This is a genomic window from Melghiribacillus thermohalophilus, from assembly GCF_004342905.1.
GTDB classification, from domain to species: domain Bacteria; phylum Bacillota; class Bacilli; order Bacillales; family Alkalibacillaceae; genus Melghiribacillus; species Melghiribacillus thermohalophilus.
The window spans coordinates 35445-59969 of record NZ_SMAN01000008.1 but is presented as its reverse complement, the minus strand read 5'-3'; the positions used below and the strand labels follow the sequence as shown (position 1 = coordinate 59969).

Genomic DNA, 24525 nt, shown 5'->3' with positions numbered 1-24525 from the left:
AATATGGTTGTAGGAGATTTTCCAATTGAACTTGATACTCTTGTCGTAGGTGCTGGACCTGGCGGTTATGTTGCTGCGATTCGTGCAGCTCAGCTTGGACAAAAGGTGACCATTGTAGATAAAGGGAACCTTGGTGGAGTTTGCTTAAATGTTGGCTGTATCCCATCTAAAGCTTTGATTTCTGCCAGCCATCGCTACGAACATGCACAGCATTCCGATGATATGGGAATCACAGCGGAAAATGTAAAGGTTGACTTTTCCAAAGTTCAAAAGTGGAAAGAAAGCATTGTGAAGAAGCTTACCGGTGGTGTCGAAAGCCTGCTAAAAGGAAACAAAGTAGATATCATTAAAGGTGAAGCCTATTTTGTAGATAAAAACACCGTCCGTGTAATGGATGAAAAAAATTCACAGACCTATAAATTTAACAATTGTATTATTGCAACCGGTTCTCGTCCGATTGAAATTCCAGCGTTCAAATTTTCTGATCGGGTATTGGATTCAACTGGTGCTTTAAATCTCAATGAAATCCCGAAAAAGATGGTCGTGATCGGTGGCGGCTATATTGGTACTGAACTGGGTACGGCCTATGCAAACTTCGGCACAGAAGTAACGATACTGGAAGGTGCCAATGAAATTTTGGGCGGATTCCCGAAAGATATGACATCCATCGTCAAACGCCGTCTGAAGAAAAAAGGCGTAACAGTGATTACGAATGCGATGGCAAAAGGTGTAGAGGAAAAAGACAATGGCGTAACGGTTACGTATGAAGCTAAAGGAAAAGAAGATACGGTTGACGCCGATTACGTACTGGTTACCGTAGGCCGCCGTCCAAACACGGATGAACTTGGCCTTGAACAGGTAGGCGTTGAAATGGACGATAGGGGTCTGATTAAGATTGATAAACAGTGCCGCACCAATATCGATAACATTTACGCTATTGGTGACATTGTAGCCGGACCGCCTCTGGCACATAAAGCCTCTTACGAAGGTAAGATTGCGGCTGAAGCCATTAGCGGCGAAAAATCTGAAATTGACTATATTGGCATTCCAGCCGTTGTCTTCTCAGATCCTGAACTGGCCAGCGTAGGCTATACAGATAAAGAAGCAAAAGAAGCTGGATACGATGTGGAAGTAGCGAAATTCCCATTTGCAGCAAATGGACGTGCGCTGTCACTAAATGATACTGACGGATTTGTGAAACTGGTAACTAGAAAAGAGGATGGTCTGGTGATTGGTGCCCAGGTTGCCGGTCCAAATGCAAGTGATATGATCGCAGAACTTGGCCTTGCCATTGAAGCAGGCATGACAGCAGAAGACTTAGCCCTTACAATACATGCTCACCCAACATTAGGTGAGATTACCATGGAAGCTGCTGAGGTAGCTCTTGGCACACCGATTCACATTGTTAAATAAGTTTAACGATAAACAGGCATCCCCCTTTTGGGGATGCTTTTTTTGCTACAGTAAATCCTCTGGTCCCCCAAAGGAAGATGCGAATGGCCCAAAGTGGGAGCGTGACGGCCCAAGGAGGAGCACTGATGGCCCAAAGTGGGAGCGTGACGGCCCAAGTTGGTGCTGCGATGGCCCAAAGTGGGTGCGTGACAGCCCAGGGATGAGCGCTGATGGCCCAGGGAGGGTGCGCGACGGCCCAAGGTAAAGAGCGAATGACCCAAAGGAAAAGCGCAACGGCCCAAAGTAAGGTGCGAATGGCCCAAGTTGGTGCTGCGATGGCCCAAGATGGGTGCGTGACGGCCCAAGGTAAAGAGCGAATGACCCAAAGGAAAAGCGCAACGGCCCAAAGTAAGGTGCGAATGGCCCAAAGTGGGTGCGTGACAGCCCAGGGAGGAGCGCCGATGGCCCAGGGTGGGAGTGTGACGGCCCAAGGATGAGCGCTGATGGCCCAAAGTGGGAGCGTGACAGCCCAGGGAGGAGCACTGATGGCCCAAAGTGGGTGCGTGACAGCCCAAGGATGAGCGCTGATGGCCCAAAGTGGGAGCGTGACAGCCCAGGGATGAGCGCTGATGGCCCAAAGTGGCTGCGCAACGGCCCAAGGTAAAGAACGAATGGCCCAAAGTGGCTGCGTGACAGCCCAGGGAGGAGCGCTGATGGCCCAGGGTGGCTGCGTGACAACCCAAAGCAAGGAGCTAATCGCCCAAAGAAAAAGCGTGATCACCTAAAGGTATGCGCTAATAACCTGAGAAAAGGTGTGTTTTACCTATAGATACCGTTTCTGTTGGACTTGTCAAAGTTGTTCGAAATATTTTCTGTTATGTAGCAGCCAAGCATAATCTAAATCCTCTTTTGCGGTACTTGCCTTTAGAATAAACATTGAAAGCTCTGCTATACAAGAAGCTATCTTTTTTTAGGAATTTACCCGTTAAAAAAAGAAGCTGCCTCAAAGACAAGATATGTCTGAGACAGCTTCCTGGATTGATGCCTGCTGAGTGGACTACAGCTTAAATCGATTAATCATTTCCTGCAGGCGCTGACTGGATTCATTTAATTGTTCTGCCGATTCTGAAATGGAACTGATCGCCTTAATGGTCTCTTCAGTAGAGGCTGTGACTTCCTCTGTTGAGGCGGCATACTCTTCAGAAACGGATGCAATATTTTCGACAGATTCCCTTACATTTTCTTCAAATTGAATCATTTGCTTGACTTCTTCACTTACCTGTTCGATAGAAGTAATCATCTGCTGCATGACATCAGCAATGGTATTAAAGGCATCCTCTGTATCCTTAACTACTTCATCCTGCTCTTTCGATATTTGTTCGGTTTGTTCCATTTCTCTTAAAGCTTTTTGTGTTTCTTCTTCAATACCATTAATCGTCTGACGCACCTGCTCGGTTGCTCTGGATGACTGCTCGGCGAGCTTTCGCACTTCTTCCGCAACGACAGCAAAGCCTTTACCATGCTCTCCTGCTCTTGCAGCTTCAATACTAGCATTTAAAGCAAGCAAATTGGTTTGCTCAGAGATATCTGTAATGGAATCAATGACACTTTCAATGGCTTTGACCTGATTTACGAGACTGCTGATAACACTGCTAACTTCAGAAATAACTTTCTGGAATTCATCTGTTTTTGCACTGAGTTGAGTGATCTGATTCAGTCCTGTTTCATTGGCTTCATTCGCCCTGGTAGATAGATTCAACATTTGGTCATTTTGCTGATTTACTTTTTGAATTTGTTCAGACAGGGAAGAAACTTTTTGCCTTGTGTTTTCAACATCTTCTGCCTGTTTTGTTGCACCGCTGGCAATTTCAGAAATTGCTCGGTTGATTTCCTCACCGGAAGCACTCGTTTCTTCTGAGATGGCACTCAATGATTCTGATGACTCGCTGACTTTCTCAATAGAATGATTTACATGTTCAATTAATTCTTTAACGTTATGAACCATCTGGTTAAAGTTCGTAGCGAGCTGGCCAATCTCGTCTTTTGAATGAATATTTACATTTGCGGTTAAATCACCATCTGCGACTTTGTTAACCTCGTTTTTCATACGGATCAGCGGGTTTGTGATACTTCTTGAAATAAAATACGTAACAATAAAAGTGATCACGATGGCAACCGCAGAAATGATGATGACAGTCTGTAACAAATGACGGGACAATTCAAATAAATTTTTCTCTGAGTAAACAGCCCCAATTTTCCAGTTGGTTCCGGCAATCGTATGATAGGCAATTAATTGATCGTTTTCCCCAATCGTAATTAGTCCTGTTTCTTTGTCTCCTTCGTTCATTTTTTTGAACAAAGAGGAGTCAGATAAATTTTCCCCTTTTTTAGAAGGGTGCACCAGAGCCAGTCCGTTTTGATCAAGAAGAACTGGGTATCCATCATATCCAACATTCGTTTCGGTAACAATGCTAGTTAAAGCCTCCAGAGTGATATCATTGGCCATAACCCCAATCAGTTCATCTGTAACTGGATCATGGATGGAACGGGCTAAACTGACAATGTAATCCCCTGTATTAACATCCTGGTAAGGATCAGTAAACACGACCTGTTTTGGGTTTTCAGCCGCTACCTGATACCATGGGCGTGAGGTTGGGTCCCAGTCATCAGGGAGTTCGATTTCGGGTTCCGAATAGAAGGTTTTATTGCTTAATCCAAAATAGGTGAGCTCTACATTAGGATAGGTTTCATTATAGGTGGCAAAGTCATTTTTGATTGGCGCAAAACTTGTGTCTTCACCATTAATCTGATCTTTAATAAAGCTTTGTAGACCTTCATTTCTTGCATAACGTTCGATACTATTCATGTAATGTTTCAGATAAAGTTCGATATTTCGTTTCATTTCCTGGACAGAATCCTGAGCCGAGATTTTAATTTCTTCTTCAATAGAGCTCTTTGTACTTATGTACGTAATTGTAGATACGGATGCGAGAACGAGAATAAATAGCAATGTAAATGTGAAGATGATCTTTGTCTTGATACTATTTAACATGTATAAAATGTCCCCCTTTTTTTCTCTTTTTACGAAATTTTCGAAACCCAGTCCCACCCTGAAATAGATAGAAATTTGTCACATTTTTCATTATATCATGAAATAGTCATTTTTTTGTGCGATTATCCCCCTATTTACCCCTCCAATAGCAAAAAAATCCCGAATCCGTCATTCAGGATTCGGGACTATCGCCTCAAAAATTTATATAACTGGGTTAAATGAGGTTATTCAGAAAACAGTTCAAGAACTTGACTGATAATCACTTCCCCTGGCTGATCACCGGAAATGGACTTGAGCACTTGTCCATCTTTCATGATGATCAAAGCCGGAAAGCTGCTGAAGGATAAATCTGGAAATTCGCCCTTTTTTAATATTTTCTGCCTCCACTGAAACTGATTAAAGCCGTCGCTGTTTTGGATTTCCAGAATGGCATCGAGGTATTCTTCCTGGCTTTCACGGTGCTGATTATCCGATATAAAGATCATCTGATACTCTTCAGATTCAAATTTCACAGCGTGTGCAGGTGTTTGCTGGCCCGTACATGAATTTGAAAATAACAGCAAAAGAACACCAAGTGAAGCCCATGCTTTCTCCATTTAAATCCCCTTCATTATCATTTCATTTGTTATTATTCTACCAGATATTTCTGGGCCAAAAGACCTTGTAAACAAAATGTTACATAATTGAAAAATACCACTTTAACATTTACATATACTATACTAGCCCGTTTTAAGGAAATGCATTATTTTTCCGTCAGATAACAATCAAGTTTTTAGAAACAGAAGAATGAATTTATTGGTGGAAAGAGGGTGGTACAGGAAATGAAGAAATGGGTGTATATCCAAATTCTGTTCATTGTCTGGAGTTTCTATTTGCTTATCATTCATATGTCGAACAAAGACCATATAATTATGAAAATATTGTTATTTATCTGGTTTTTCACCATTGCTTTTTATATAGGAAAAACGTTCAGGTTTCATCCGGGACTCAGGGTGTTTTATGTTTTCCTTTCCTATGGCTGCATTTACCTTGGTCATCTGTGGTTTTCCCAAATGGTCATATAGTCCCGGAGATGAAAAAAAGTAGCAGGGAAGTGAATCTCCGCTTATGTTCTTTTCGATTCGAGATGTGACCAAGTCTTTCAAGAGTTGTTGCTGTCATCTACATTGATTTGATCCCTGTTATTTGCTAATTGATGTAATTCTTCTAGTACATCATGCAGGCATAAAATTTCATATAACACAATGGTTTCCGGGGGAAAATGGTGTTGATATTTTTCCGGAGTCTGACATACATGTTCTTCTTTCCAGTGCCAGAATTCCTCATCCAGTTGCTTTATTTTTTTAAAATGTTCATCTGGAATATGATGATCCGGTGTTTTCAGAATGACACTGATGGAATACACAATGCTCTGCAGTAATTTTTTTTCTTCCTGTTTAAATGAATGTTCCTTTAATTGAATATAATGGAGATTGCCAAGATGATATAAAATCTGCTGCAACAGGTTTAGTTTCTTTTGAGCATGCTGAAATACCTTCATTTCATTTTTAGAATGTTTGTGATATTTCCATTCTTCCCGCTGATACTGTATCCATTTATACGTTTGTTCCATTTCTCGGGTAATTTGCTTATATGACAGATCAAGACGATGTTTTTTTATATGGTCTTCTTTAAACAGCCATCGGGATGTTTGAACAAGAAGATGAGCGGTGAGCTGATATAAATCAGATACATTTTTATAAATATTTTTGGTATAATCCGGCGGTAATAAAAAGAAATTAACGGCTGTAGAAACGATGATGCCGATGGATGTAGTTCCTAATCTGACAAAGAAAGAAACAAGATAGTTACTCTGGAACTCAGGAATCATGGCAACAGCGGTTAAGGTCGCAACTACGATTCCCTCATCTAATTTCAGCTTATGGCATACCGCAATTGTCATCATGGCAGCAAGGGCATACGTGATGGCACTTTTTCCGAATAGTCCGTAAAATGATACGGCAAGAAATGCGCCAATCGCTGATGCTGGAAAACGAATCATTGCTTTTCGGATGGAGTCAAAGGCGGTATGTTCAACGGTAACAATCGCCGTGATGACAGCAAAAATAACAGGCAAATGCAAAAGCTGGCAAATCAGTGCCGTTATAAAAACCGATATTCCGGTTTTTAAGGTGCGACTTCCGATCGGGATCGGTAAAAAACGTCGATATGACTGAATCATTCTCATCTGTATTCACCTGATTCTATATTTTGAATATTTAACGTTGATTGTAAAAAAACGTCGATTTAGTTATGTTTTCAGATATAATAATTATAACGAAAAAGTTTCAAGGGGGAAGAAATGTGAAAAAAATTTTCGTACTGGTGATGGCATTTATCCTAGCAGGCTGTGGAACAAATCATGCTGAACAAAATCCTGAACCGTCCGGGGAAGAAAATACAAATGGGGGGAATATAGAGGAAAATCAAAAGGAACAGGCCGATGGAACTGAGGGTCAGACCTCACATGAAAATGATGAACCAGAAGAAAATGGGGAGGAGGAGCAAATGGAAGAATCGAATGAACCCTCTCGTGATGAACCAATGATGTCCCAGTATTATGTGGATGGCAATTGGAGCGTAAAACCGATTGACGGTGCGAAGGAAGAAGTTGTACTGATCACGATTGACGACGCTCCTGACAAGTATGGGCTTGAGATGGCAAAAACGTTAAAGGAACTGGATGTTCCGGCCATCTTTTTTGTAAATGGGATTTTTATTGAAGCCGGTAATGGCAGGGAGCAGTTAAAGGACATCTATGATATGGGGTTTGAAATAGGGAACCACACATTCAGCCATAAAAAATTAAGTGAATTGTCAAAAGAAGAACAGTATGAAGAAATCGTCCGCGTCAATGATCTGGTGGAAGAAATTACAGGGGAACGCCCCAAATTTTTCCGGGCTCCTTTCGGTGTGAATACAGACTATTCGAAACAGGTGGCAAAAGATGAAGGAATGGTCGTCATGAATTGGTCTTTTGGATATGACTGGAATCAAGAATATATGAATGAAAAGGCTCTTGCAGACATTATGGTCAATGCAAAAGAACTTGGCAACGGATCCAATTTGTTAATGCATGACAGGGAATGGACATTCAAGGCATTAGATGATATCGTGGCAGGACTTCGGGAGAAAGGTTTTGGGTTTGTCGATCCCGACTTAATTGAAACATCACGGGAAGTTCAGGAGGACATGTAGCTCAAAGGTTTTCATTGCAATGACAGTTTACAAAATTAAACACCTCTGTGTTTCGTGGTCGAAAACATAGAGGTGTTTTAGCCAATATAGATAGATCTAATGGTTAAAAAGGCATCACGCGCCCATTGAAAAGTTTTAGGTTTCCCTTTATTTTTTTCGCAAGGAATTTTGCCAGTTCATTCCCTTTCCCTTTATCTCCATGGGTGGCGGACTCAGGAAGGGTGATTTGTACGTAACCATCTTCCTCGTTTTCGTTTACCCCAATTAACAGATGATCGTAGTTTTCATCCTTTCCTTTCAGAAGTAAATAGCTTCCAAGCTCTTCATCAACTTTTTCTTCGATGGTGTAAGGAAATGCCCGGTCATCGTATTTCCAGTTTAACTGCTCCCCTGTTTTTGTTGTGATTTGCTGAAAATAGGAAAGAAGTTCTTTGACTTTTTCCAACTGAATGCCGCCTTTTTTTGGATAAATATATGCACTGCGCCCCATAATGAATTCTCCTCCAATGTTTTACTTAACTTTATTTTACCATGTTTCGAAGTTTCAGAAAACTCAGGAGGAGGAAACGATATACAATTGGATATATTGAAACCATTTGTCATCTGACTCGTAAAGAATGGTGTAAAAAAGGATAGGAGTAGATTTGATGAAAAGTTCCTGGATGAAAATCGTCACTGGTTTGATCGTGTTACTGGCAATGACAGGTCTTGTCGGCTGCGATGATTCTTCAAAAGATGAAGGTATAAATGAATCCCAAAATGAAGGAATCCTGCAGTCAGATACACCGGAGGATGAGCATTCCGCTGGTGAACGTGATGGAGACGATGAAAAAACGGAACCCGATCAAGAAGAGACCGAAAAAGAACGGACGAAAACCAATTTTTTCTGGAAAGTTGACCACCGTGGAAACACTGTTTATATGCTTGGGTCCGTGCATGTCGGAGATGAAGCTTTTTATCCGATGCATGAACAGATTGAAACAGCATTTGAACGTTCACAAATTCTGGCAGTGGAAGCCGATATCGTTAACTTTAATCCCCTGGAAGCACAAAAGGTGATCAAGGAAAAAGCCATGTATACCGATGGCACAACACTTGAAGATCATTTGTCACCGGAATTATATGAGGATTTGCAAAACAGGCTGAAAAGCTACGGGATTCCGATAGAGATGGTCAAACCGTTTGAACCCTGGTACCTGGTGATGCTTCTCGAAGGCCTTGACATGCAGCAATCAGGCTATAATGAACAGTTTGGTGTAGATTATTATTTCTTAGACAGGGCTGATGGAAAAGAGATTATTGAACTTGAAGGCATGGATTTTCAGCTTGATATGTTTGATTCTTTTTCTGAAGAGGTACAAGTAAAATTGCTTGAATTAACTGTAAATCGTGAAGGCGATATCAAGCAAGAAACGGAGCAGTTACTGAAATTATGGAAACAAGGTGAGGAAAAGGATCTTGCTGAATTGATTAAAAGTGATGGAGATGGCAGCAAAGAATATGAAACGTATATGAATGCATTGCTGGATGAGCGAAATGTAGGGATGGCTAAAAAAATTGAAGGTTTTCTCAATGATGAGAGTCAGGAAACATATTTTGTCATCGTAGGAGCCGCCCATTACCCGGGTGAAAATGGAATTATTCATCTGCTGCGTGAAAAAGGATATGATGTAGAAAAGCAGTTTTAATAGGATCATTTAAACGGGTCTGGTATTATACCAGGCCCATTTTTTTGAGTGGCAGTCTGTCAGCTTACATTTTAGCGAAAATGTTTAGTTAATGCCTTCATTGAAAGATCCCTGTTTCAAAATAGTAATGTTGAAGGATTGCTCATATGAAGAAAGACCGCCCCTTACCATTACCTGCATACATTTTGCCCATGATCATCTATGTTCCCCGGTACCTGCTTTGATCTCTATATTCTTTCCCCCTCTGCTATTCATATTTTGTCCATCCCGTTCATAGATTGAAAGTAACGAAGTCAGGAATGAAGGAGATAAAAATGCAGGATATCGTATCCATTTTTCCATCGTGGCTTCAAAAACAATTAACGAGCAAAATCATCAGCTGGGATCAGATCGAGGAAATACGGATTCGGGTGAACCGTCCAGTAGAAATTGCTTCATCCAGCGGTCCGCGTCTGATGAAAGAGGTTCTCCCATCTGAAAAAGATGTTCTGTATATGATCGATCAATTGAGCCAGCATTCGATTTATCGTCTGGAAGAAGAGCTACGCCAGGGATACATTACGATGAATGGTGGCCACAGAGTCGGAATTTCAGGGAAGGTCAATATGGAAAACGGACACGTAAAAAACATCCGATACTTTTCTTCTCTGAACATTCGGATTGCCAGACCGGTTAAAAATGTTTCCGTACCGTACTTGCCCATGATTTATCACAACAGCCGCGTCTGCAACGTATTGCTGGTAGGTCCGCCACGATGCGGAAAAACAACCTTTTTACGTGATCTAACCCGCCTGATTAGTGACGGCTTTCAGTCATGGCCGTCAAGAAAAGTAGGGTTAATCGATGAACGGTCAGAAATTGCGGCGTGCAAACATGGGGTTCCCCAACAGGATGTAGGAATGCGAACCGATGTGATGGATGCCTGTCCCAAGGCGGAAGGGATGATGATGATGATCCGTTCCATGTCTCCGGATGTGCTTGTCGTAGATGAAATCGGCAGCAATCAGGATGTAGAGGCCATCATGGAAGCATTGCATGCAGGTGTCAGTGTCATTGCATCTGTCCATGGGGATGATTACGAAGAAATAAAACAGCGTCCATCCCTGCAACCATTGTTCCAGCATCGGGTCATTGAGAGATATATCGTGTTTGCCAATGACAAAAAACCGGGAATCGTCAGGTCCGTTTTGGATGACAACGGACAACCTTTAAGCCGAAGTATGGAGGCGAAAAAAAATGAAAATTCTCGGCGCCATCCTGTTGCTTTGCGCTACAACCTGGATCGGATTTGATGTCTCTTCAACATTGTCCAATCGTCCGAGACAAATTAGACAGTTAAAAAATGCGCTTCAGGTGATGGAGGCTGAGATCGTATATGGACAAAGTCCTGTCTCAGAAGTCTGTTTTCATTTATCCAGTCAGCTCCCGGAACCGTTAAGAGCATTTTTTCAACGTGTATACCAGAGACTAACCGAACATCATGGATCCTTATATGAGGTGTGGCAGGAGGAGCTTGACCACTTTTGGCCACAGACGGCTATGAAGCAAACAGAAAAAGAAATTATGGATCAGTTTGGGAAAACCCTTGGCCAACATGACTTTACCCAGCAACAAAAACATATTTACCTGGCCATCTCACATCTGGACAGAGAATTAAAAAATGCGGAAGATGAAATGAATCGATACAGCAAAATGGCAAAAAGTCTCGGGGTTTTAATCGGAATGTTTTTTGTTCTTTTGCTCATTTAGTTTTTGAAAGGAGATCAGAACATGATCTTGGACAGTTCTCTTCTATTTCAGATAGCTGGGATAGGAATTGTAGTCGCGATGATTCATACGGTTTTGAAGCAAATGGGAAAAGAAGATCTTGCACACTGGGCAACACTGATTGGGTTTATTATTGTGTTATTTATCGTCATCGAAAACTTGGCTGAACTCTTCCAGAGAATCAAGTCGGTCTTTTTATTTCAATAACGGAAGGGACGGGTTCCATGGAGTTCTTTCAGCTCGTTTCTTTTGCGCTGATCGCGAGTATTTTAGCCATAATCGTAAAAGAACAGCAGCCCTCGATCGCTTTTTTTCTCGTCCTGATTACCGGAATCGTAATATTTCTCATATTAATTCAGTACATTTCCGAAATTTTTCGGATGATTATAGATATGACTGCAAAGGCAAATATGGATTTTATGTATGTGGAAACGATCTTAAAAATCATCGGGATTGCCTACATTGCAGAGTTCGGAGCCCAGATAACAAGGGATGCCGGATTAGGTTCAGTAGCATCAAAAATTGAATTGGCTGGTAAAGTGTTTATTTTGCTGCTCGCCATTCCGATTTTAACAACGGTAATTGAAACAATCATGAATTTTATTCCCGTTTAACTTTCAGGAAGGGAGCAAGACATGTGGTTGACAGTTATAAGGGATATGTAGCGGTTGCTCTCTTATTTATCGTTTTTTTTACTCCTTCCTCAGGACATGCAGCGGCTGAAAGTCCTGTTCAATGGGCTGAGGAACAAATCAACTCAAGCACCTTTTCAGAGATTCACCGGTACTGGAATGAATGGTCCAGACAGTACAGCGAATTTATGCCTGAGATAGCGGATAAAAACTTAACGGATCTTGTCACCAGCGATTCCCCTCTGGCTGTTAAGGAATGGCTTAAGGGTATACTTAAATATTTGTTTTACGAACTGGTTGTGAATGGAAAACTGCTCGGATCATTAATTTTTTTGACGCTGTTCAGTGTGATTCTTCAAACGGTTCAGACCGCATTTGAATCCCATACCGTAAACAAGGTAGCCTATGCAGTTGTTTATTTAATCTTAATCACACTCGCCTTAAACAGTTTTCGGCTTGCCGTTTCTTATACGAACGAAGCAATCGAAACAATGTCTCATTTTATGATTTCACTAATACCGTTGATTATGAGTTTAATGGCAGCTATCGGAAACTTGTCGGCGGTAGCCTTTTTTCATCCCGTTATTTTGTTTTTGATTCATATCAGCGGAGTACTCATTGCCCATATCGTCCTACCATTATTTTTTCTATCCGCTCTTTTGCATATTGTGAGTAGTCTTTCCGATCATTTGAAGGCAACTCAGCTTGCCAATTTGTTGAAAAATGTGGGACTGGCCCTGCTGGGCGTTTTTCTGACCGTGTTTTTGGGTGTCGTTTCCCTACAGGGAGCCCAGAGCGCTATTCAGGATGGAGTCGTTTTAAAAACTGCAAAATTTGTCACCGGCAACTTCATTCCTGTTTTTGGAAGAATGTTTACGGATGCAACAGATACAGTTTTATCAGCCTCTATTTTATTAAAAAATACAGTCGGATTGGCAGGGGTCGTCATCGTGCTTGGCATCGCTCTTTTTCCAGCTGTAAAAGTATTCGTTCTGTCCATGATTTACAAACTGGCTGCTGCCATTATGCAGCCTATTGGTGATGGACCTGTGATCAAAACCATGGATTTAATCAGCAAACATATTATATATATCTTTGCTGCTTTACTAGTAGTTACCATTATGTTTTTCTTGGCGATCGTCATTCTAGTAGCTGCGAGCAACCTCACACTTATGATTCGCTAGGAGGTAGGACTGTGGCGTGGATAAACGAATGGGTAACGCAAATTATTTTGTTTTTACTGGTCGCCTTAATCATGGAGCTGATGCTGCCACAGACATCGTTGAAAAAATATATCAAATTTGTCTTGGGGCTCATCTTAATGCTCATTTTTTTACAGCCTCTGTTCGAACTTTTCAGAGTAGATATGACACAAATCATAGAGGATGAGTGGTCTGTCATGGAGGCGGAGGAGGCATCTGTTACAAAAAATCAAATCGAAAATAAGAAAAAAGAAATACAAGCCTCCCAGCGTGCATATATATTAAACCAGATAGCTGTCCAACTAAAAAAACAAGCAGAAGGGGAGTTGATAAGTCAGTTTGGAGTAACCATTTCTGATATTCAATTAGAATTTACAGAAGATACGATTCAAAACATGGATCAACTGGAGATGATCCACGTCACATTGAAACCTTACGAGGAACAGGGTGTGTCAACTGTTGAAGAAATTGTTATCGAAATGGATAAACAGCCTGAAGAAAGTGAAGTTGATATGGATGAAATCAAACAAACGTTATCCTCCTTCTGGGAAGTAGATCAAGACAGAATAAACCTGATTTGGGAAGGAGGGGAAAATCATGAATTTTCATAAGCTGTTTACAAAAATCAAGTTTAAAAATGATGATGGAAAACCTACAAAATTCGCTTACATGACCCTGATAGGTCTTCTTGGATTATTGTTTTTGATCACAGGGGATTTTTTCCAAAAGGATAAACAGCCTGAAGAACCCCAGCTCTTTAAAGGGGACGAAACTCAAATGGAGAATCAGGAAGAAACTTTTTCCCAGAAAAACAGCGGGGATGAAAGTGTCATAACGGATATGGAAGACATGTTTGAAAAAGAGTTGAAGACGATTCTGGAAAAGATTGAAGGCGTAACCGATGTGGATGTGATGGTCAATCTGGATGCTTCCAAATTAAAGGTTTACGAAAAAAATACAATGGTCGGTAAGCAGACGACAAAAGAAACCGATCAAAAAGGTGGAGAAAGAGAGATAGAAGATTCTTCCCAGGAAGAGCAAACGGTGATTATTCGGAACCAGAATCAGGAAATGCCCCTGTTAATTCAGACGAAGAAACCTGCGATCCGGGGAGTGCTTGTCGTCGCCCGTGGTGCAGGTGATGTGCAAATCCAGAAACGGATTGTGGATGCGGTCTCCAGTGTGCTGGATGCACCGACCCACAGAATATCCGTCATGCCGAAAGATTAAAAGGAGGAGAGATGGTTGATGCTAAAAAAACAGACGGTCTGGTTATTAACCATGCTAAGCTTACTAATTGTTTTGAGTGTGTACTATATGACAGCACCGGAGGGAGATGAAGTAGCGTTTATTAATGAGGAAAATCAGGGAGAGGAAACAGAAACGAATCAGCAACTGGATTCAACAGATATGAATGACCTTGAAGACATGACCTCTGAAAATGAGGAGGGCATGATTTCAGAAATTTCCACTGACGACTTGTTTACTTCCATCAGAATGGAAATTGAAGCAGAAAGGGATCAATTAAAGGAGCAATTATCAGAAATTGTAGCTTCCAAAAATGTTTCTCCGGAAGAAAAAAATGAGGCGATGGAGAAGATGAAGCAGCTGCAGGAGACGGCAACGAAAGAGTCAATTTTGCAGCAATCAATCATGGCAGAGAAAGATTATCAGGATGTACTTGTGCGGGCTGAGGAAGATGTAGTCCATGTCACCGTTAAAGCAAATGAATTATCCAAAACAGATGCCAATCATATTATGCAGATGGTGCGGGATGAGTTTGGTGAAGTTGTCGTTAACGTAAAATATCAACCAATTGAGTAACCGGTGTGGACGACCCACCCGGTTTTTTCTTTGATTGAATAACCAGGTTGATGTCATCCCCTGCGTGAGCTCAGAATCTCCCCCGGAGTTCGATTTTACAGGTGAAGGGTATTAGCCTGTATACCTCAGGCTTTTCCTTTTGAATGTTTTTGGACAGTTTCCTGAAAAACCAGTACATAGATCCGGCGGCTCGATCAAATGCACCTATTGCCTGTTGATGTTTGTGTCAAAGTTATCGTAAAATGTTAAAAGGAGTTATTAATACCAGTTCATAAATGGAATTAAAAATAAAGGAGTGCCAGAACATGCTAAAAGTTCAAGAAATCAGAGAGTTAATTAAATTAATTGACAAATCCTCCATTGATGAATTTTCCTATGAATCCAATGGAACTAAAGTATCTATGAAAAAGCAGGGGGGACAGGCTATTGTAGCAGAGCAGCGTAATGAAGCAGCGCCTGTTGAACCTGCATTCGTTCAGGAACAAAAGCCAGCTGAGCCTGCCGTGCAAAAACAGGAAACGGAAGTCAAAGAAGAAAAACCTCAGGAAACATCTGCTGAAAAAAAACCGGCGGAAACGAAAGATTATGATCACGAAATTACTTCCCCGATGGTCGGGACGTTTTACCGTGCCCCATCTCCTGACAGTGACCCTTACGTTGAAGTAGGAGATGAGGTAAAAGCAGATACAGTTGTGTGTATTGTAGAAGCTATGAAGCTTTTTAACGAAATCGAAGCTGAAGTTCAGGGAGAAATTGTAGAAATTCTCGTGGAGAATGGTGAGCTGGTTGAATACGGACAACCATTGTTTAGAGTAAAGACAAAATAAGGGGTTGACGTCTGTGATCAAAAAATTATTAATTGCCAACAGAGGAGAAATCGCTGTGCGAATTATCCGCGCCTGCAAAGAGATGGGTATTGAAACCGTAGCGGTTTATTCAGAAGCGGATAAAGATTCCCTCCATGTACAGCTTGCGGATGAAGCTTTTTGTATCGGCCCTGCTTCAAGTAAAGAAAGTTATTTAAATATGACAAACATCATGAGTGTTGCCAAGATGCGGGATGTAGATGCTATTCATCCCGGATATGGATTTTTGGCTGAAAACGCCGACTTTGCAGAACTCTGTGAAGAATGCAATGTTACCTTTGTCGGTCCATCCCCGTACTCCATCCAGAAAATGGGGACGAAAGATGTGGCAAGGGAAACTATGAGAGAAGCTGGCGTTCCTGTTGTACCAGGTTCTCAGGGCATTATTGAAAGTGAAGAAGAAGGAATGAAGGTTGCTGAAGAGATCGGCTATCCTGTTATTATAAAAGCGACAGCTGGCGGAGGAGGAAAGGGAATCCGTGTAGCCAGAAACAAGGAAGAATTAATCAAGGGGATCCGGGTGACACAGAATGAAGCTGAAACAGCCTTTGGCAATCCGGGTGTCTATCTTGAAAAATTCATAGAAGATTTCCGTCATGTGGAAATTCAGGTGCTGGCAGACAAACACGGAAATACCCTGCATCTCGGGGAACGGGATTGTACGGTACAGCGCCGTTTGCAAAAATTGATTGAAGAAACTCCGTCACCTGTAGTCACTCCTAAAATTCGTGAGCAAATGGGACAGGCTGCTGTCAAAGCTGCTGAGGCTGTCGATTACGTGGGGGCTGGGACCGTTGAATTCATTTTCGATCAAAAAAATCAGCAATTTTATTTTATGGAAATGAATACACGGATACAGGTGGAGCATCCTGTTACTGAAATGGTCACGGGTGTTGACCTGATCAAGGAACAGATCCGTATAGCAAACGGTGAAAAACTATCCTTTAAACAGGAAGACATTCAGTTTGAAGGCTGGTCCATCGAATGCCGGATCAATGCGGAAGATCCATTTAAAAATTTCATGCCTTCACCTGGAAGAATCGAAATGTATCTACCTCCGGGCGGGCTGGGGGTACGTGTGGACTCGGCAGCGTATTCGGGCTGGATGATTCCGCCGTACTATGACTCCATGATTGCCAAATTGATCTCCTACGGGAAAACCCGTGAGGAAGCCATGGATCGGATGAAACGGGCCCTCGATGAATTTGTGATTGACGGCATTAAAACGACGATCCCTTTCCATCAGCGGGTCATGAACCATCCGGTGTTCAGGAGCGGGGAGTTTAATACGAAATACTTAGAAAAATATAATATAATAAAAGAAGAGGACTAATATCAAGGGAGTGAACAGGTTGAGCGAAAACAATTCATTACATGTCAGTGGTGATACGGCCTTAGGTTCTGTCGAGATTGCGCCTGAAGTCATTGAGATCATCTCAGGAATTGCGGCCAATGAAGTGTCAGGGGTAGCAGGAATGAGGGGAAGCTTTGCTTCCAGTGTGACCGAACGCCTGGGCAAAAAAAATCATGGCAAAGGTGTTAAAGTGGAACTGACTGACAGTGGTATTAAGATAGATGTATATGCAGTATTTGATTTCGGTGTATCTATTCCAAAAATCGCAAAAACGGTTCAGGAGAATATCCATCAAGCGCTAAAAAATATGACTGCTCTGGATATTCAGGAAGTCAATGTTCATGTAGTCGGAGTTCAGATGGAACAAAAGGAGCAAGAGACGCCGTCAAAGGAAGATTAATTATGTTATGATAAGGCCATAAGGTATCCCTTATAGGCCTTTTTCTTTATTCGAAAATGAAAGAAAAACCTTGCTAGCAAAAATAGCTTTTCGCTTTTTAACATGGTATGATTCTATAGGAAATTTCTTAAAAAGGAGATTGACGATGAAGCGAAGAGAAGCAAGAGAGAAAGCATTTCAGGCTTTATTTCAAATAGACATAAACGATATTACTCCGGAAGAAGCCATTGATTACGTCTTACAGGGGAAGCCGGAAGAGATGGATTTTTTAAATCGGCTGGTCAATGGAGTCATGGAACATAAGGAAGAAATAGACCAGACCATATCCAAACATTTAGAGAAGTGGTCACTGGCCCGAATTGCCTCTGTAGAACGAACCGTTCTGAGGATTGCCGTCTATGAGATGACCTATTTAAGACGAGAAGTACCGGAGAAGGTAGCCATTAACGAAGCAGTTGAGGTTGCGAAAAAATATGGGGAAGATCAGTCAGGCAAGTTTGTCAATGGTGTCCTGAAAAAAATGGCTACAACAGAATAAAGGTGGGGATCGGTATGTCTGCTCACATATTATCAGGAAAAGAGGTAGCCGGTCGGTTACAGCAAGAAATGAAATTACAGGTAGAAGAATTGAAACGAAAGGGAATCATTCCGGGGCTGGCTGTAATTATTGCAGGAAACAATCCAGCAAGCAGGTTGTATGTCAAGAAAAAAAGTGAAGCTTCCCAAAAACTGGGGATTTATTCCAGAGTAATTGAGCTTCCTGATGATACTTCAAAAGAGCAATTAATCTCTGTGGTTGATATGTTAAATGAAGATGACGCGATTGACGGAATTCTTGTGCAGCTTCCGCTTCCGCAACACATTGATGAGAGGGAAATTATCCAGTGTATTTCTCCCGACAAAGATGTAGACGGTTTCCATCCGCTGAATATTGGCCGGCTTTCTACAGGACAGGATACCTTTATTCCCTGCACACCTTTAGGTATTTTGAAATTGCTTCAGGAATATCACATCACCATGGAAGGAAAACATGTGGTTATTGTTGGTCGGAGCAACATCGTTGGAAAACCGGCAGGTCAGCTCCTGTTAAACGAACATGCCACAGTTACATACTGTCACAGCAAAACCAGACAGCTTGCCCATTATACAAAACAGGCTGATATTTTAATTTCCGCTGTAGGACAATCTAGACTCATCAAGGCTAATATGGTTAAGGAAAATGCCGTGGTCATTGATGTGGGGAACAGTTTTGATGAAAGCGGGAAATTATCAGGCGATGTAGATTTTGAACGGGTAAAAGAAATAGCATCATTCATTACTCCTGTGCCGAATGGGGTAGGCCCGATGACGATTTCGATGCTTTTATATAATACACTGAAAGCGGCCAAAAAACGTGCACACGCTAAAGGGGATTCATCATGATGGAAGATCGTTATTTAACGGTTACAGCACTGACGAAATATATTAAAAGAAAAATCGAAATGGATAGTCATCTGAAACAGGTCTGGCTCAAAGGGGAAATTTCGAATTTTAAACGTCATTCCAGAGGCCATATGTACTTTACATTAAAGGATGATCTATCCCGGATTCAGGCGGTTATGTTCGCCGGTTCCAACCGTCATTTAAAATTTTCGCCAAAGGATGGTATGAATGTACTTGTAAGGGGAGAAGTGGGGGTTTATGAACCCCACGGACAATACCAGCTGTATGTCCATGATATGCAGCCTGGAGGCGTCGGTGCTCTGTATCTGGCTTTTGAAGAACTGAAGAAAAAGCTGGAAAAAGAAGGGCTTTTTGCTGCCGACCGCAAAAAGCCAATTCCCCGTTTTCCTGAACATATCGGGATTATTACATCTCCCACAGGTGCTGCCATTCGGGATATATGGACAACCCTTAATCGGAGATATCCGATAGTGAAAAAAACGTTAATTCCTGTCCTTGTTCAGGGAGAGCATGCAGCAAAATCGATTGTGGATGCGATTGAAAGAGCTAATGAACATAACTTGTTTGATGTGCTTATTGTTGGCCGAGGCGGAGGTTCTATCGAGGAACTCTGGTGTTTTAATGAAGAAATGGTAGCACGAGCTATTGCCAGATCCCGGATCCCGGTGATTTCAGCTGTCGGGCATGAAACGGATTATACAATCAGCGATTTCGTCGCCGATCTTCGAGCCCCTACACCAACTGGAGCTGCTGAACTGGCAGTCCCGGACCGTCAGGAAATCTTAAAGCGCATCCAGTATTTAAAAAACAGGCTCGACCGATCGTTGCATGTGTCCATACAATCAAAAAAAGATTACTTATCATCTTTGAAACAGTCCTATGCTTTCCGTTACCCTGAAGTATTAATGAGACAGAAAGAGCAGGAACTGGACCGCCATTATGACAAGCTCATGAAAGAATGGAACAACTATTTTTCAAGGAAAGTAGAGCTCCACAACTCATTAGGAAAACGGCTGCAGACCATGCACCCGGATCGGAAAATCGCTGAGACAGAAAACATTCTGCATGCGCTCATCAGTCGGTATAACAGGGCGATGCGAAATCAGCTCACCTACAAAAAAAAGAGTTTTCAAAACCAGATCGATAAACTTTCTCTGCTAAACCCTCTCGACATTATGAAGAGGGGATATGCGATTCCGTTTAATAAAGAAGGCCATATTGTTCGAACAGTAAAACAGATCCAGCCTGGAGATAAGATAGATGTGAAACTAGCTGATGGCACGCTTGATTGTCAGGTCTGGGGATTAGAAGAGGAGGATAACCATGAGTGAGGAAAAACTGAACATTACCTTTGAAGAAGCGATTGAAAAGCTGGAAGAGATCGTGGAAAAACTAGAGGACGGTGATGTTCCTCTTGAAAAAGCGATTGACTTTTATCAGGAGGGAATGAATCTGGCTAAAGTATGCAATGACAAGCTGGTTAAAGTGGAAAAACAAATGGAGCAGATCATGAAGGAAAATGGTGATTTTGAACCGTTTTCTCCTCAGGAGGAAGAACAGGCGTGACCTTATTAGAGTATATATCAGAAAAACAATCCTGGATGAACAAACATCTGCTTGACACCATTGAAAAACAAAAGATTCCAGAGCACTTAAAAAATTCTATGATTTATTCTGTCGAAGCCGGCGGCAAAAGACTTCGGCCGATTCTACTGATGGCTACTTATGAAGCTTTCCGCCCTTTATCTGAACATGTGATCCCCGCCGCCTGTGCTATCGAAATGATTCATACGTATTCCCTTATTCACGATGATTTGCCAGCAATGGATGATGATGACTTTCGGCGGGGGAAACCGACCAATCATAAGCAGTTTGGGGAAGGTACCGCTATTTTAGCAGGTGATGGGTTATTGACAGCAGCGTTCTATGTAATCAGCTCTTCTCCACTTTTAAACGCAGAAGAAAAAATTTTCTTGATCAGGGAGCTGTCAAAGGCGAGCGGACCAGAAGGAATGGTGGCCGGTCAAATGCTTGATCTTCAGGCTGAAAAAAAATCGATTGATTTGTCTGAGCTCGAACACATCCATCTGTTAAAAACTGGTGAATTAATACGGTTTTCTGTGAGAGCAGGGGCATATCTAGGAGGTGCCGCGCCGCCACAGCTTGAACAAATGGATCATTACGGAAAGGCACTAGGCATGATCTTCCAGATACAGGATGATATTTTAGACGTTGTTGGGAATAAAGATGAAATCGGAAAGCCTGTTGGCAGTGATGAGAGTAGTGAAAAAAGCACATTCCCCAAACTGCTTGGGCTAGCTGGAGCAAATGAAAAGAAAAAACATTATATGAATAAAGCAAGAGAAGCTTTAAAACAGGCTGATATCACTCATCCGTTATTGTATGAATTTATCGATTTTTCTGGGAACCGCAACTACTAGTCATACAGACGATTTTCATTGAGCATACCTGAAACATATGATATATTAATATTACCAAAAAAGATAGGTGGGATGGTGCAGTATTCTAGTCAGCCCTCCGTTCCTGAAGGCGGGCCTAAAAATCCGCCAAAGGGCACATCGATGAAGTTCCTTGTGTCGGCTTGGGGCGCCCAGCCCTGGGTCGGTGCTGGGAGTTAAGGGGGTAGGGCGATCCACAAAGGCATGTGGGCGTTGACCCTGCCCCCGCGGAGGCCCATCTTTGTGGTGTGCTGTGATCGTGCAGAACATTACGAAATGGGGTATGAACCTGTGTCATAGGGATTGGGCATCTCTATGCACAGCGTAGCCTGCCTTGAGTGGTACTGAGGGGATTATGGATTGAGTGTAAAAAACAGCTGGCCACTGTTTTAACGCTCGCGACACCATATGAAATCAGTACTGCAAAAGAGGCTAGGGAACGGCTAAAGGCTGTTGAGGAAATCTCCTAGACTGTTCCGTCATGGACATTTAAAGGGGATTGTAGTGCGGACTAAGTGGCAGTCCAGTCTAGCCTTCGGTGACGGGGCTAAGGTGGATTTAAAGGGGAACCGCCGCTGTGGCAACACACGGTATCCGCCTGGGAAAACCTACTGGACCTTAAGCCGCAATATTTACCCTTTAAATGACCATCCCGTCTCTTTGGTTTACTTACAAAATGATACATGGATGTATGATATAGAGGGAAAATATATGAAAAATCAATTTAAAAGGTCTATACGATTTAGTCTGAGTATTGCCGTTATCACTTTTGTGTTAGCGGCACTTTTTTCAGTTGTTTCGACGCTATTGTTAGAGGGGGTCCTTTGGTATTTCGGGATTCTCGTCGTGCTGGGGATTGTACTGATTGGGGTCATGTTTGATATGCTTGGAATAGCTTCGACAGCAGCAGATGAGGTTCCATTAAATGCCATGGCTTCCAACAAAGTCTATGGTGCCAGACAGGCGATCATCATCGTGAAAAATGCAGATAAATTCGCGTCATTCTGCAATGACGTGATTGGTGATATATCAGGAATTGTAAGCGGTACCGCTTCGGCCTTTGTGGTGCTGCAATTGACTCTGGGCATAGGATTTCAGCAAGAATCAACCATGCACACGACTGTTTCTGTCATATTTACCAGCGTCGTAGCGGCCCTGACAGTAGGCGGTAAAGCCCTTGGTAAATATTTTGCCATCCATGCTTCTACCTCCATTATTCTTTTCGCCGGCAAGGTCATCGCTTTTCTGGAAGACAAGTTGCATCTGAAATTATTGCCAGATTTGAAAAAATCAAGATGAAGGTGAGTGATCCTGGATGGATCTGTATTCCATCAAAAATCCATCGTTTTTGAAAAGTTACTCCAATCAACAGCTTGAGGATCTGGCAGTCGAGATCCGGGAGTTTTTAATTACGAAGCTATCGAAAACCGGTGGACATCTTGGCCCCAATCTGGGAGTCGTCGAGCTGACGATTGCCCTTCACAAAATATTTGAAAGTCCCAGGGATAAGTTAATCTGGGATGTGGGACATCAATCCTATGTTCATAAAATCCTGACCGGACGTACAAAACAGTTTGATACCCTTCGTCAGTATAAGGGATTAGCCGGTTTTCCCAAACGAACGGAGAGTGAGCATGATGTCTGGGAAACGGGTCATAGCTCAACTTCCCTTTCCGCTGCGATGGGAATGGCCGTTGCCAGGGACTTAAAAGGAGAAGATTATGCCATTGTACCCATTATAGGAGATGGAGCACTAACAGGTGGAATGGCTCTTGAAGCATTGAATCACATCGGTGACGAAAAGAAAAATATTATCGTGATATTAAATGATAATGAGATGTCCATTGCTCCAAATGTCGGAGCGCTTCATAATGTACTCGGTCGAATGAGAAGTGCATCTAAATACCACTGGGTTAAAGATGAAATGGAATGGCTGCTCAAAAAAATACCGGCCGTCGGTGGAAAAATTGCTAATGCCGCTGAACGGCTAAAGGACAGTATGAAATATTTTATGGTTCCCGGTATGTTTTTTGAGGAACTCGGTTTTACCTATTTCGGCCCCGTTGATGGACATAATTTTGAAGATCTGTTTGAAAACCTGCTTTATGCCCGTAAAACGGATGGTCCTGTTCTCATTCATGTCATCACAAAAAAGGGCAAAGGATATCATCCAGCCGAATCGGACAAAGTGGGCACCTGGCATGGTGTTGGACCCTATAAAATTGAATCTGGAGAAACTTTAAAAAAAGCAAGTACAGGTCCCGCCTGGAGTAAAGTCGTCAGCGATACCTTGATGAAACTTGCACGGGACGACGAACGTATTGTAGCCATTACCCCTGCAATGACGGTGGGTTCGAAACTGGAAGATTTCAAAAAGGAATTTCCGGATCGGCTATTTGATGTGGGCATTGCTGAACAGCATGCAACCACAATGGCTGCCGGCATAGCTGCTCAGGGCATGAAACCTTTTTTATCCATCTATTCCACCTTCCTGCAGAGAGGATATGATCAGGTTGTTCATGATGTCTGCAGACAAAATTTAAACGTTACTTTCGGGATTGACCGTGCAGGGCTGGTCGGTGCAGACGGGGAAACCCATCAGGGTGTGTTTGACATCGCTTTTTTACGTCATGTTCCCAATATAGTACTGATGATGCCGAAAGATGAAAACGAGTGCCAGCACATGGTTAACACAGCTATACAGTATGACGATGGTCCCATCGCGATTCGTTACCCCCGGGGAAATGCACTGGGCGTAAACATGGATGAAGAACTGAAAACCATTCCGCTTGGATCATGGGAAGTGCTGGAAGAAGGAACAGATCTCGCTATTTTAACTTTCGGAACTATGATTCCGATTGCTGTGAAAGCCAGTCAGCAGCTGAAGGAAATGGGACTATCGATAAGAGTTGTCAATGCACGCTTCATCAAACCTCTCGATGAAGTGATGCTTCAGCAAATACTGAATGAACATATACCAATTCTCACGATTGAAGAACATGTACTTCAGGGCGGCTTTGGAAGTACAGTTCTTGAGTTTATACAGGAGAACGGTTTTTATCAGCAACATGTGGAAAGAATGGGGATTCCAGATAGGTTTATTGAACACGGAAGCGTGAATAAATTGTTAGAAGAAGTTGGTTTAACTACTGAAAATATCATTCAAACGTGCATACAGATGATTCCCAAAAAACAACAGAGGGCTTGAA

At 42.2% G+C, this 24525-nt stretch carries 26 protein-coding genes; 21 read left to right on the top strand and 5 right to left on the bottom strand.

From position 1 onward, the window contains the following. The first annotated feature begins 3 nt into the window (after positions 1-3). A complete protein-coding gene (lpdA, locus tag EDD68_RS07585; protein ID WP_132371637.1) occupies positions 4-1413 on the top strand; it encodes a dihydrolipoyl dehydrogenase in 1410 nt (469 codons plus the stop codon). Positions 1414-1458: 45 nt separating this feature from the next. Here lpdA and EDD68_RS07580 read toward each other — a convergent pair whose 3' ends face one another. The 4 genes from EDD68_RS07580 to EDD68_RS07565 all read right to left on the bottom strand — a co-directional run bounded on the left by EDD68_RS07580 (position 1459) and on the right by EDD68_RS07565 (position 6665). Continuing rightward, on the bottom strand, positions 1459-2130 hold the full coding sequence (locus tag EDD68_RS07580; protein WP_132371636.1) for a hypothetical protein: 672 nt from the start codon (positions 2128-2130) through the stop codon (positions 1459-1461). Between the two features lie 319 nt (positions 2131-2449). Next, complete coding sequence (locus EDD68_RS07575; RefSeq protein WP_132371635.1) at positions 2450-4444, bottom strand: methyl-accepting chemotaxis protein; 1995 nt, start codon at positions 4442-4444, stop codon at positions 2450-2452. Positions 4445-4668: 224 nt separating this feature from the next. After that, on the bottom strand, positions 4669-5040 hold the full coding sequence (locus tag EDD68_RS07570) for a hypothetical protein (RefSeq protein ID WP_132371634.1): 372 nt from the start codon (positions 5038-5040) through the stop codon (positions 4669-4671). Between the two features lie 545 nt (positions 5041-5585). Beyond that, on the bottom strand, positions 5586-6665 hold the full coding sequence (locus EDD68_RS07565) for an FUSC family protein (RefSeq protein WP_132371672.1): 1080 nt from the start codon (positions 6663-6665) through the stop codon (positions 5586-5588). Between the two features lie 122 nt (positions 6666-6787). On the opposite strand from EDD68_RS07565, the gene EDD68_RS07560 reads away from it, so the two are divergent. After that, positions 6788-7681, top strand: coding sequence for a polysaccharide deacetylase family protein (locus EDD68_RS07560; RefSeq protein WP_243646796.1), 894 nt, complete (start codon positions 6788-6790; stop codon positions 7679-7681). A gap of 103 nt (positions 7682-7784) precedes the next feature. Here the strand turns inward: EDD68_RS07560 and EDD68_RS07555 are convergent, their stop codons facing one another. Then, positions 7785-8171, bottom strand: a complete 387-nt coding sequence (locus tag EDD68_RS07555; RefSeq protein WP_132371633.1) for a DUF1885 family protein — start codon at positions 8169-8171, stop codon at positions 7785-7787. Positions 8172-8343: 172 nt separating this feature from the next. Here EDD68_RS07555 and EDD68_RS07550 point away from each other — a divergent pair, with 172 nt between their 5' ends. From EDD68_RS07550 to dxs, 19 genes are all read left to right on the top strand, one after another. Next, positions 8344-9369 carry a TraB/GumN family protein gene (locus EDD68_RS07550; RefSeq protein WP_207902556.1) on the top strand — a complete coding sequence of 342 codons (1026 nt, stop codon included), beginning with the start codon at positions 8344-8346 and terminating at the stop codon, positions 9367-9369. A gap of 299 nt (positions 9370-9668) precedes the next feature. Beyond that, positions 9669-10661, top strand: a complete 993-nt coding sequence (gene spoIIIAA, locus EDD68_RS07545) for a stage III sporulation protein AA (RefSeq protein ID WP_243646795.1) — start codon at positions 9669-9671, stop codon at positions 10659-10661. Further along, positions 10606-11118, top strand: coding sequence for a stage III sporulation protein SpoIIIAB (gene spoIIIAB / locus EDD68_RS07540; RefSeq protein ID WP_132371631.1), 513 nt, complete (start codon positions 10606-10608; stop codon positions 11116-11118). Before spoIIIAA ends, spoIIIAB begins: the two co-directional genes overlap by 56 nt. A 21-nt stretch (positions 11119-11139) precedes the next feature. Then, the gene (gene spoIIIAC, locus EDD68_RS07535; protein ID WP_132371630.1) at positions 11140-11343 is read left to right on the top strand and encodes a stage III sporulation protein AC; all 204 of its coding nucleotides are present in this window, start codon (positions 11140-11142) and stop codon (positions 11341-11343) included. Positions 11344-11360: 17 nt separating this feature from the next. Next, positions 11361-11750: a stage III sporulation protein AD gene (gene spoIIIAD, locus EDD68_RS07530; RefSeq protein ID WP_132371629.1), complete on the top strand. Its 390-nt coding sequence runs from the start codon at positions 11361-11363 to the stop codon at positions 11748-11750. Between the two features lie 23 nt (positions 11751-11773). Then, positions 11774-12952, top strand: coding sequence for a stage III sporulation protein AE (gene spoIIIAE / locus EDD68_RS07525; RefSeq protein WP_132371628.1), 1179 nt, complete (start codon positions 11774-11776; stop codon positions 12950-12952). Between the two features lie 11 nt (positions 12953-12963). Beyond that, complete coding sequence (spoIIIAF, locus tag EDD68_RS07520; protein ID WP_165902103.1) at positions 12964-13581, top strand: stage III sporulation protein AF; 618 nt, start codon at positions 12964-12966, stop codon at positions 13579-13581. Next, positions 13568-14200 (top strand): stage III sporulation protein AG, encoded by a 633-nt coding sequence (gene spoIIIAG, locus EDD68_RS07515; RefSeq protein WP_132371626.1) that lies wholly within the window; start codon positions 13568-13570, stop codon positions 14198-14200. Before spoIIIAF ends, spoIIIAG begins: the two co-directional genes overlap by 14 nt. An 18-nt stretch (positions 14201-14218) precedes the next feature. After that, positions 14219-14794 (top strand): SpoIIIAH-like family protein, encoded by a 576-nt coding sequence (locus EDD68_RS07510; protein WP_132371625.1) that lies wholly within the window; start codon positions 14219-14221, stop codon positions 14792-14794. Positions 14795-15099: 305 nt separating this feature from the next. Next, positions 15100-15621 (top strand): acetyl-CoA carboxylase biotin carboxyl carrier protein, encoded by a 522-nt coding sequence (accB, locus tag EDD68_RS07505; RefSeq protein WP_132371624.1) that lies wholly within the window; start codon positions 15100-15102, stop codon positions 15619-15621. 13 nt (positions 15622-15634) lie between these two features. Next, on the top strand, positions 15635-16993 hold the full coding sequence (gene accC, locus EDD68_RS07500; RefSeq protein WP_132371623.1) for an acetyl-CoA carboxylase biotin carboxylase subunit: 1359 nt from the start codon (positions 15635-15637) through the stop codon (positions 16991-16993). A 19-nt stretch (positions 16994-17012) separates the two neighbouring features. After that, positions 17013-17414 (top strand): Asp23/Gls24 family envelope stress response protein, encoded by a 402-nt coding sequence (locus EDD68_RS07495; protein WP_132371622.1) that lies wholly within the window; start codon positions 17013-17015, stop codon positions 17412-17414. Positions 17415-17559: 145 nt separating this feature from the next. Continuing rightward, the gene (gene nusB / locus EDD68_RS07490) at positions 17560-17952 is read left to right on the top strand and encodes a transcription antitermination factor NusB (protein ID WP_132371621.1); all 393 of its coding nucleotides are present in this window, start codon (positions 17560-17562) and stop codon (positions 17950-17952) included. Between the two features lie 14 nt (positions 17953-17966). Continuing rightward, positions 17967-18836 carry a bifunctional methylenetetrahydrofolate dehydrogenase/methenyltetrahydrofolate cyclohydrolase FolD gene (folD, locus tag EDD68_RS07485; RefSeq protein WP_132371620.1) on the top strand — a complete coding sequence of 290 codons (870 nt, stop codon included), beginning with the start codon at positions 17967-17969 and terminating at the stop codon, positions 18834-18836. Beyond that, positions 18833-20188, top strand: coding sequence for an exodeoxyribonuclease VII large subunit (gene xseA, locus EDD68_RS07480; RefSeq protein ID WP_132371619.1), 1356 nt, complete (start codon positions 18833-18835; stop codon positions 20186-20188). Before folD ends, xseA begins: the two co-directional genes overlap by 4 nt. Further along, positions 20181-20423 (top strand): exodeoxyribonuclease VII small subunit, encoded by a 243-nt coding sequence (locus tag EDD68_RS07475; RefSeq protein WP_132371618.1) that lies wholly within the window; start codon positions 20181-20183, stop codon positions 20421-20423. Before xseA ends, EDD68_RS07475 begins: the two co-directional genes overlap by 8 nt. Further along, positions 20420-21298, top strand: coding sequence for a polyprenyl synthetase family protein (locus EDD68_RS07470; RefSeq protein ID WP_243646794.1), 879 nt, complete (start codon positions 20420-20422; stop codon positions 21296-21298). The genes EDD68_RS07475 and EDD68_RS07470 overlap by 4 nt, the downstream gene beginning before the upstream one ends. 522 nt (positions 21299-21820) lie before the next feature. Next, entirely contained in the window at positions 21821-22615 is a 795-nt protein-coding gene (locus EDD68_RS07465; protein WP_341540271.1) for a hypothetical protein, read from the top strand. Positions 22616-22631: 16 nt separating this feature from the next. After that, complete coding sequence (gene dxs, locus EDD68_RS07460; RefSeq protein WP_132371617.1) at positions 22632-24524, top strand: 1-deoxy-D-xylulose-5-phosphate synthase; 1893 nt, start codon at positions 22632-22634, stop codon at positions 24522-24524. Position 24525: the final 1 nt, after the last annotated feature.

What these genes read in the sequence shown, in the direction of transcription:
- lpdA (WP_132371637.1), top strand. Translation starts at nt 4, where the DNA reads ATGGTTGTAGGAGATTTTCCAATTGAACTTGATACTCTTGTCGTAGGT.
- EDD68_RS07575 (WP_132371635.1), bottom strand. Translation starts at nt 4,444, where the DNA reads ATGTTAAATAGTATCAAGACAAAGATCATCTTCACATTTACATTGCTA.
- EDD68_RS07570 (WP_132371634.1), bottom strand. Translation starts at nt 5,040, where the DNA reads ATGGAGAAAGCATGGGCTTCACTTGGTGTTCTTTTGCTGTTATTTTCA.
- EDD68_RS07565 (WP_132371672.1), bottom strand. Translation starts at nt 6,665, where the DNA reads ATGATTCAGTCATATCGACGTTTTTTACCGATCCCGATCGGAAGTCGC.
- EDD68_RS07555 (WP_132371633.1), bottom strand. Translation starts at nt 8,171, where the DNA reads ATGGGGCGCAGTGCATATATTTATCCAAAAAAAGGCGGCATTCAGTTG.
- EDD68_RS07550 (WP_207902556.1), top strand. Translation starts at nt 8,344, where the DNA reads ATGAAAATCGTCACTGGTTTGATCGTGTTACTGGCAATGACAGGTCTT.
- spoIIIAA (WP_243646795.1), top strand. Translation starts at nt 9,669, where the DNA reads ATGAAGGAGATAAAAATGCAGGATATCGTATCCATTTTTCCATCGTGG.
- spoIIIAB (WP_132371631.1), top strand. Translation starts at nt 10,606, where the DNA reads ATGAAAATTCTCGGCGCCATCCTGTTGCTTTGCGCTACAACCTGGATC.
- spoIIIAC (WP_132371630.1), top strand. Translation starts at nt 11,140, where the DNA reads ATGATCTTGGACAGTTCTCTTCTATTTCAGATAGCTGGGATAGGAATT.
- spoIIIAD (WP_132371629.1), top strand. Translation starts at nt 11,361, where the DNA reads ATGGAGTTCTTTCAGCTCGTTTCTTTTGCGCTGATCGCGAGTATTTTA.
- spoIIIAG (WP_132371626.1), top strand. Translation starts at nt 13,568, where the DNA reads ATGAATTTTCATAAGCTGTTTACAAAAATCAAGTTTAAAAATGATGAT.
- EDD68_RS07510 (WP_132371625.1), top strand. Translation starts at nt 14,219, where the DNA reads ATGCTAAAAAAACAGACGGTCTGGTTATTAACCATGCTAAGCTTACTA.
- accB (WP_132371624.1), top strand. Translation starts at nt 15,100, where the DNA reads ATGCTAAAAGTTCAAGAAATCAGAGAGTTAATTAAATTAATTGACAAA.
- nusB (WP_132371621.1), top strand. Translation starts at nt 17,560, where the DNA reads ATGAAGCGAAGAGAAGCAAGAGAGAAAGCATTTCAGGCTTTATTTCAA.
- folD (WP_132371620.1), top strand. Translation starts at nt 17,967, where the DNA reads ATGTCTGCTCACATATTATCAGGAAAAGAGGTAGCCGGTCGGTTACAG.
- xseA (WP_132371619.1), top strand. Translation starts at nt 18,833, where the DNA reads ATGATGGAAGATCGTTATTTAACGGTTACAGCACTGACGAAATATATT.
- EDD68_RS07475 (WP_132371618.1), top strand. Translation starts at nt 20,181, where the DNA reads ATGAGTGAGGAAAAACTGAACATTACCTTTGAAGAAGCGATTGAAAAG.
- dxs (WP_132371617.1), top strand. Translation starts at nt 22,632, where the DNA reads ATGGATCTGTATTCCATCAAAAATCCATCGTTTTTGAAAAGTTACTCC.